Origin of the sequence: Deinococcus sp. (genome assembly GCF_018260405.1) — a bacterium.
Lineage (GTDB): Bacteria > Deinococcota > Deinococci > Deinococcales > Deinococcaceae > Deinococcus.
Window position 1 is genome coordinate 1 of sequence record NZ_JAGLBG010000106.1, and the last position, 6,595, is coordinate 6,595.

At 63.1% G+C, this 6,595-nt stretch carries 6 protein-coding genes; all 6 read left to right on the forward strand.

Translation table 11 applies throughout. From position 1 onward, the window contains the following. The first annotated feature begins 267 nt into the window (after nt 1-267). A complete protein-coding gene (locus QZ269_RS11250) occupies nt 268-1,014 on the forward strand; it encodes a cytochrome c4 (protein WP_291426800.1) in 747 nt (248 codons plus the stop codon). Nucleotides 1,015-1,128: 114 nt separating this feature from the next. Then, nucleotides 1,129-2,703, forward strand: a complete 1,575-nt coding sequence (locus QZ269_RS11255; RefSeq protein WP_291426801.1) for an iron ABC transporter permease — start codon at nt 1,129-1,131, stop codon at nt 2,701-2,703. Then, entirely contained in the window at nt 2,700-3,689 is a 990-nt protein-coding gene (locus QZ269_RS11260; RefSeq protein WP_291426802.1) for an ABC transporter ATP-binding protein, read from the forward strand. The genes QZ269_RS11255 and QZ269_RS11260 overlap by 4 nt, the downstream gene beginning before the upstream one ends. Nucleotides 3,690-3,866: 177 nt before the next feature. Continuing rightward, complete coding sequence (locus QZ269_RS11265) at nt 3,867-4,682, forward strand: hypothetical protein (RefSeq protein WP_291426803.1); 816 nt, start codon at nt 3,867-3,869, stop codon at nt 4,680-4,682. A gap of 21 nt (nt 4,683-4,703) precedes the next feature. Continuing rightward, entirely contained in the window at nt 4,704-5,351 is a 648-nt protein-coding gene (locus tag QZ269_RS11270) for a CsgG/HfaB family protein (RefSeq protein WP_291426804.1), read from the forward strand. Nucleotides 5,352-5,753: 402 nt separating this feature from the next. Next, nucleotides 5,754-6,413 carry a thiamine diphosphokinase gene (locus QZ269_RS11275; protein WP_291426805.1) on the forward strand — a complete coding sequence of 220 codons (660 nt, stop codon included), beginning with the start codon at nt 5,754-5,756 and terminating at the stop codon, nt 6,411-6,413. Nucleotides 6,414-6,595 lie beyond the last annotated feature (182 nt).

Consider the following 6,595-nt stretch of genomic DNA (forward strand, 5'->3'; position numbering starts at 1 on the left):
CATGTGGATTTACCCCTCGGTGAGCGGCACAAAACTTGACCCGGTGTTCAAGTTTGCCCAGGAACCCCAGCTGCCAGCGGTCAAAGGTAGCCTGAGCGCCAACCCGCAGGCTCTGGTCGATGCCTGGGTCAGTAACGTTTTGCGGGCACGCTAAAGGCTGGGGGGAGGCACAGCCACCCCAGGCACTCCAGCCGCTTCAGTCTCTATAGTTGGAGGCAGGTACAGTTCACACCTCGCCCGCTTTCCGCTGCTGTTCCGGAGGACCGTATGACCGCTTCCCGCCTCATGTTCTGGTGTTTTGTCTCACTGGTAGTCGCTGGTACGGCGGCCAGTACCACTTTGGCGGGGGCGCAGGCTCCGGCCGCTGCGCCCCTCCCGCTGGCCGCGCCGGTCAAACCGCCCGCTCCGGTTGGCAGCCCGGCGGCTCCGGCAGGCAATCCGCTGCAACTGAAGTTCGCTGCCCCCAACCTTCAGCATGGGCAGCAGCTGGCCGCACAGGGCTGCGCCGGGTGCCACGGTGCGGGCGGGGCCAGCAGCAAAGAAGGTGTGCCGGGGCTGGCCGGGCAGATTCCGAGCTATACCCAGTTTCAGCTGACGGTCTTCCGGGCCAAGCTGCGCCCCAGCCCGGTGATGCAGAAGGTCGCCGCGAAACTGTCTGACCAGGACGTAGCCGACCTCAGCGCCTACTTTGCCGCGCAGCCCGTTGGCCCGGCCTGGAAAGCCGACGCTACCGCCCGCAGCCGGGGCGAAAAACTCTTTCAGGGCGGAGACGCGGCCCGCAACGTGATCGCCTGCGCGGTCTGTCACGGCGCGGGTGGGCGCGGGGTGGCAGACAACGATATCGCCAGTATTACCAACCTGTCGCCAAAGTACGCCAACTCTGTCTTGCACGAATTCCGTGATTCGCCCGGCTTCGGCGGCCTGATCGCGCCCGAGGCCATGCGGATCGCCCTGCACCCGCTGACTGATCAGGACCTTCTCGACGTGTCGGCGTACATCAGCAGCATGAAATAAGCCGCCCAACTTGTGGGCCATGAGCCAGCGTTTCCGTGTTTTCATGGCCCTTTTCGTGTGTTTGGGAGAGCGGCTGGCATTCTGTTCGGGTTCGGACACGTACAATCGGCAGGAATGTTCGGGCGACGGCGCGCTGTTCCAGAAGACCGCTCCAGACTTGGCGGCTGGCTGCTGGCGCTGCCCGCACTGGTGTTCACGGCGCTGCTGCTGGCGCTTCCGCTGGGCCGCACCCTGCTTGAAGGCGGCGTGAATTTCGGCATCTGGCGCGACCCGTATTTTCTGGGTCGTCTGGGCTGGACACTGCTTCAGGCGACAGGAACCGCTGTGCTGGCGCTGCTGCTGGGGGCGCCGCTGGCCTACTTGCTCTCGCGCTACGACTGGCCGGGCAAAGGGCTGTTTCTACGCCTGCTGCTGCTGCCTTTCGTCACGCCGACCCTGGTGGCGGTGCTGGGCCTAAGTGCCCTTGCCGGGCCGCACGGCTGGCTGACGCTGCTGCTGGGGCTAGACCTCAGCGAAACGCCCGCGCTTCTGCTGTGGGGCAACCTCTTTTTCAACCTGCCGGTCATGATTCGCCTGGCCTACGGGGGATTTTCTCGGGTGTCGCCTGGTCTGCTGGGCGCGGCGCGGACGCTGGGGGCTGGCCGCTGGCGGGCCGCACTGGACGTGGCGCTGCCGCTGGCACTGCCGGGGCTGGCGGCGGGGTTCGTGCTGGTGTTCTTGTACTCGGCGCTCAGCTTTGGGCTGCCGCTGGCACTGGGCGGCGAAGCCTACGCCACGCTGGAAGTCGAGATATACACCCTGACTGCCCTGCAACTGCGCCTGTCGGAAGCCAGCGCCCTGATCGTGGGGCAACTGGCCCTAACACTGGCGGCGACCTGGCTGTATACCCGCCTGGGTCAGGGGGGGGTCGGTGTGGCTGCTGCGGGGTTGCCCCGGCCCCGGGGAGGCGCGCTGTGGGCGCTGCTGTTTCTTTGCGCCCTAACGGTGCTGCTCTGCTTTGCGCCGCTGCTGGCGGTGGCCCTGCGCGGCCTGCTGGGTCACGGTGGCCTGACCCTGCTGTACTGGCGCGGCCTGCTGCAAGACGAACAAACGCCGCTGCTGCTGGGCAACACGCTGCGCTTTGGCCTCATGGCTGTAACGGGGGCCACGCTGCTCGGCGGGCTGTACGCGCTGGGGGCGTGGCTGGCCCGCTCACGTCTGCTGGACCTGGTTTCGCTGCTGCCGCTGATGGTTTCGCCCGTGAGTCTCGCGGTGGGCTACCTGCTGGCCTACCCGGAGCTGGCCGCCACGCTGCCCATGCTGATCGCCGCCTACGTGCTGCTGGCGCTGCCGCTGGTGGTGCGCTCTTTGTTGCCCGCGCTGCGTGCCCTGCCGCCCCGCCTGCTCGAAGCGGCCCGCACCCTGGGGGCCTCGCCGCTGGGAGCCTGGCGCACCGTCACGCTGCCGCTGGTGCGGCCTGCCTTACGCGGCGGTGCGGCGCTGGCGCTGGCGACCGTGCTGGGCGAGTTCGGCGCGACCCTGGTGCTGACCCGTCCCGAGTGGGCCACCCTCAGCACCGGGCTGTACGAGCGCCTGGGCCGTCCCGGTGAGCGCAATCTGGGCGAAGCCTGCGCTCTGGCGACCCTGCTGCTGCTGCTCTCGGTCACGGCCTTCACGGTGCTGGACGGCGGGGAAGGTGAGGTCACGTGACGCCGCATCTGGAGGTGCCCCCCGCCCTACAGACGGAAGCCCTTTCCAAGCAGTTTGGGGCCGTGCAGGCCGCCCGTGAAGTGTCGCTTGAAGTGGCCGCCGGGCAGACCCTGGCGCTGCTGGGGCCGTCGGGCTGCGGCAAAAGCACCGTGCTGCGCTGCATCGCGGGCCTGGAAAGGCCGGATGCCGGGCGCATCGAAATCGGCGGGCGGGACGTGACGCGCCTGCTCCCCGAGGCAAGGAACGTGGGGCTGGTCTTTCAGGACTACGCCCTGTTTCCTCACCTGACCGTGCTGGAGAACGTGGCTTACGGCCCCAGCAGGCGCGGCCAATCCCGGTTGCGGGCCGGGGCTACTGCGCTGGAAACGTTGCGGCTGGTGGGCCTGGAGGAACTGGCCAGCCGCAAACCGGCCCAGCTCTCGGGCGGGCAACAGCAGCGGGTCGCGCTGGCCCGCGCCCTGGCGACGCGCTCGCCGCTGCTGCTGCTTGACGAACCCCTCAGTCATCTGGACGAAAAACTGCGGGGCGAGCTGCGTGCCGACCTGCGGGCGCTGTTTACCCAGGTCGCCGCAGGGGTTCTGATCGTCACCCACGACCAGCGGGAAGCCCTGGCGCTGGCAGACCGTGTGGCGGTCATGCGCTCGGGGGAACTGGTGCAGCAGGGAGCCGCGCGGGAAGTCTTTACCCGGCCCGCCACGGCGTGGGTCGCGGCGTTTCTGGGCTGGCTAAACGTGTTGCCCCAGCCCGGCGGCAGGGCGCTGCTGGTACCCGAGCAGGCCGCCGAACTCGGCGTGGGCGAGGCTTACCCGGTTCTGGCCCGCCAGCCCACCGAAACAGGGGAGAGCGTGACTGTGGCGCACCTGCTCGGGCCGCTGACCCTGAACCTGAGTGCGCGGGAAGCGGGCGTGGTCGGCGCAACGCTACGCTTACAGATCGATCTGGCGCGGGTGCAGACGGTGCCGGATGACCGCGCTGGGCACTACTGACTGAGGAGCGTCAGCAGCTTTGAAACGGCTTTACAGAGTCGGCTGCTGAGAACGTATATATGCCATAGCTAAGTCATCTGAATCGGGTTTACACATGGGGGGGGGTTGATTCTGGAGAGCAAGGCTTTATTTAATGAGAGGCGTAAAAGTTCCTCATTATTTTTTAGGAGACTACTCATGACTCGTCGAATCTTACTGGCCCTCTCACTGGCTCTGCTGGCCTTACCCGCTCAGGCTCAGCCGCTAGTGTCCACCTCTATACAAACGGCCCTCGCTCCTCAGGTGGCGCAGGCCCGTTTTACCGTTCTGATTCCTGAAGCCATTCTTCGCCGTCCTGTGCCAGATCCCGCTGCCGAAACCGAGGTCATGCGCTCACTTATTCAGGCAGGCTACAGGGTGGTCGATCCGGGAACGCAGCAGCGTAACGCCGAGCGCAACCTGCTGCGTGGTGAAGACCTCAGTGCAATTCCTGATCTCAAAAGCCGTCTGGGCGCTGATTATCTGGTGACTGGCGAAGCTTTTGCCGAGGAGTATGGCACGGTGGCAGGCAGTATGCGTGGCTATACCGCCCGTCTGGAAGTCAAAGTTATTGATTTGGCCAGCGCACAGACGGTCTTTAGCGAAGCCTTTCAGGGAAGCGGTGTGGGCCTGACCGATGCTATTGCGGGCAAGACAGCTCTCATGAATGTAGGTCGTCAGGCGGGGCAAAAGTTACCCGGCCTGCTGAACCAGGTGCTGCAAGGACACACCGCTGTGGCTCAGCGGGCCTTTGTCGTGCGGATTTTGACGCCGACTGATTTTGCCAAGGTCAATCTGATCGCCAAGCAGCTTAAGGCTAAGGGCGCAAGCAGTGCCGTGATCCGGGCGGTGGATTCTGGTGGTGCCCTGCTAGAAGTCAGCATTGAAGGTTCGACTGCCGATCTTGCCTCCCTGCTCGAAACGCTCGGTCTGTCGGTAAGCGGTATGACTGGCAATGAAATCTCAGTTCGTTAACCCGGTTCAGGAGAAAAACTTATGAAAAAACTACTTTTTATTCCCGTAGCGCTGCTCCTCAGTACCGCTTATGCCCAAGGCACTGCGACTGCTCAAACTGCTGCTCCAGTACAGGCGCAATCTGCCCCAGCTCCTTTTACGCCGCCGCCCGTAGTTCCTCAGGTTCATATTGTTGTAGGCGGCTTTAAATGTGCTTCTTACAGTTGCAATGGCGATCAGCTTGCCGACGCTCTGACAAACGCCTTGATGCAGACAGGCCGCTTCGCTATCTATGAACGGGCCCAACTCGCCGCAGGGATGCAAGAAGGGATGCTACAGGGGGCCGACGCCGGAAGCCAGGTTGTGGGGGCAGATGTCATGGTTTCGGGACTGGTGACGTCCTTTGGTGAAGACGCTTCAAGCGGCAGCGCTTGCCTGTTTGGGATCTGTATGGGAAGTAAAGAACAGCGGGTAACGGCTACCCTGCGTATCTTCGATATCAAGAGTAGCCGCATCATTGGCACGACCCAGGTCGAGGGAAAAAGCAGTGGCACTTCAGGTAGCCTGAATTTCGCCGGTCTGAGTCTCGGAGGCAGTAAGAATTCGGGAATGGACAAGGCTGTCGCCGCGATGCTTAACGACGCCGTGCAGAAACTTAGTGCGACTATTCCGGCCAATTATTATCACTAAGGAACTGGCGGTAGAAGTACACCGAGACTTAGAGCATTTTGCAAAAAGATGATGCTGTTTTTACCCTCTTTTTGCCGAGTGGAGCGAGTGAAAAAAGAGCAGGACGTAGAATGAAGGGGGCGGTGTTTTTCCGACGTGCCCATCATTCGGAGAACTGCTCTAAGTACCTGCCGGGTGACTGGAGCCAAGAGCCACTGAGCATAATGTTTTTCGGATGCACGCTATACGGATTCCGCTAAATTCCGCCACAGTCGGGAAGACACCGCCTGCGGCTCCATACCGCGAAACCCGTATGTTGTTCCTACTCGCATCCGCTCGGATTGATTCGGAACTGCACCAAATCAATCGGAATCCGTATTACATGGTTTTCTCCCTGAGCCGTTTCCGTTTTAAACTGTTCCAGTGACCGCCTGGATTCTGGTGGGTGGGCGTCTGAGCATGACGCCTGCCCTTTCGCTTTTGCCGCAGCCCCGGCTGGTCGTGGCTGCCGACGGCGGAGCGCGGCACGCCGAGGCCCTGAAAGTAAAGGTTGATGTCTGGGTCGGTGACTTCGATTCGTCGGCTGGAGTGCATCTGGACGCGCCGCGTGAGGTGCACCCCACTGCCAAGAATGAAACTGACGCCGAGCTGGCAGTGCGAATTGCCCGTGGGCGCGGCTGCACCGAACTGGTCTTTATTGGGGCTTTTGGTGGACGCTTCGACCATACGGCGGCGCTGCTGCTCGGCGGCCTGCGGCTGGCTCGGGAAGGCCTGGGGGTCATGCTGACCAGCGGCGACGAGTGGGCCTGGCCGCTGCTACCCGGAACGGCGGTTCAGGCGAATTTTGCGCCGGGGCTAACCCTGAGTGTGGTGGCCTGCTCGGACCTGACGGGCCTGAGCCTCAGCGGGGTGCGCTGGCCGCTGGAAAACGCCGACATTCCACTGGGCAGTGGCTGGACCGTCAGCAATGAGACGGCAGGCGGCCCGGTACAGGTGCAGGTGCGGGCAGGGTACGCCCTGGTCACGGCGCTGACTGAACTAATTCCTGAAGTACATGGCTCAATGGTTCAGACAGTTTCATAACCCAAAGTAGAAGAAATCCAGAGAAATCCGTCTGAAACGGGTTCCAGGCGTGGAGTTGGCCACCCCGCGTGGTTGCGAGTTGGTAACAAAACAGATGGCAGTTCGTATTAGAGGCTGTCTGAGGCCCATATCGTCGGAGTATCCATGCTGCCCTCTTCATCAGGCGCACAATCGCTGGAGCA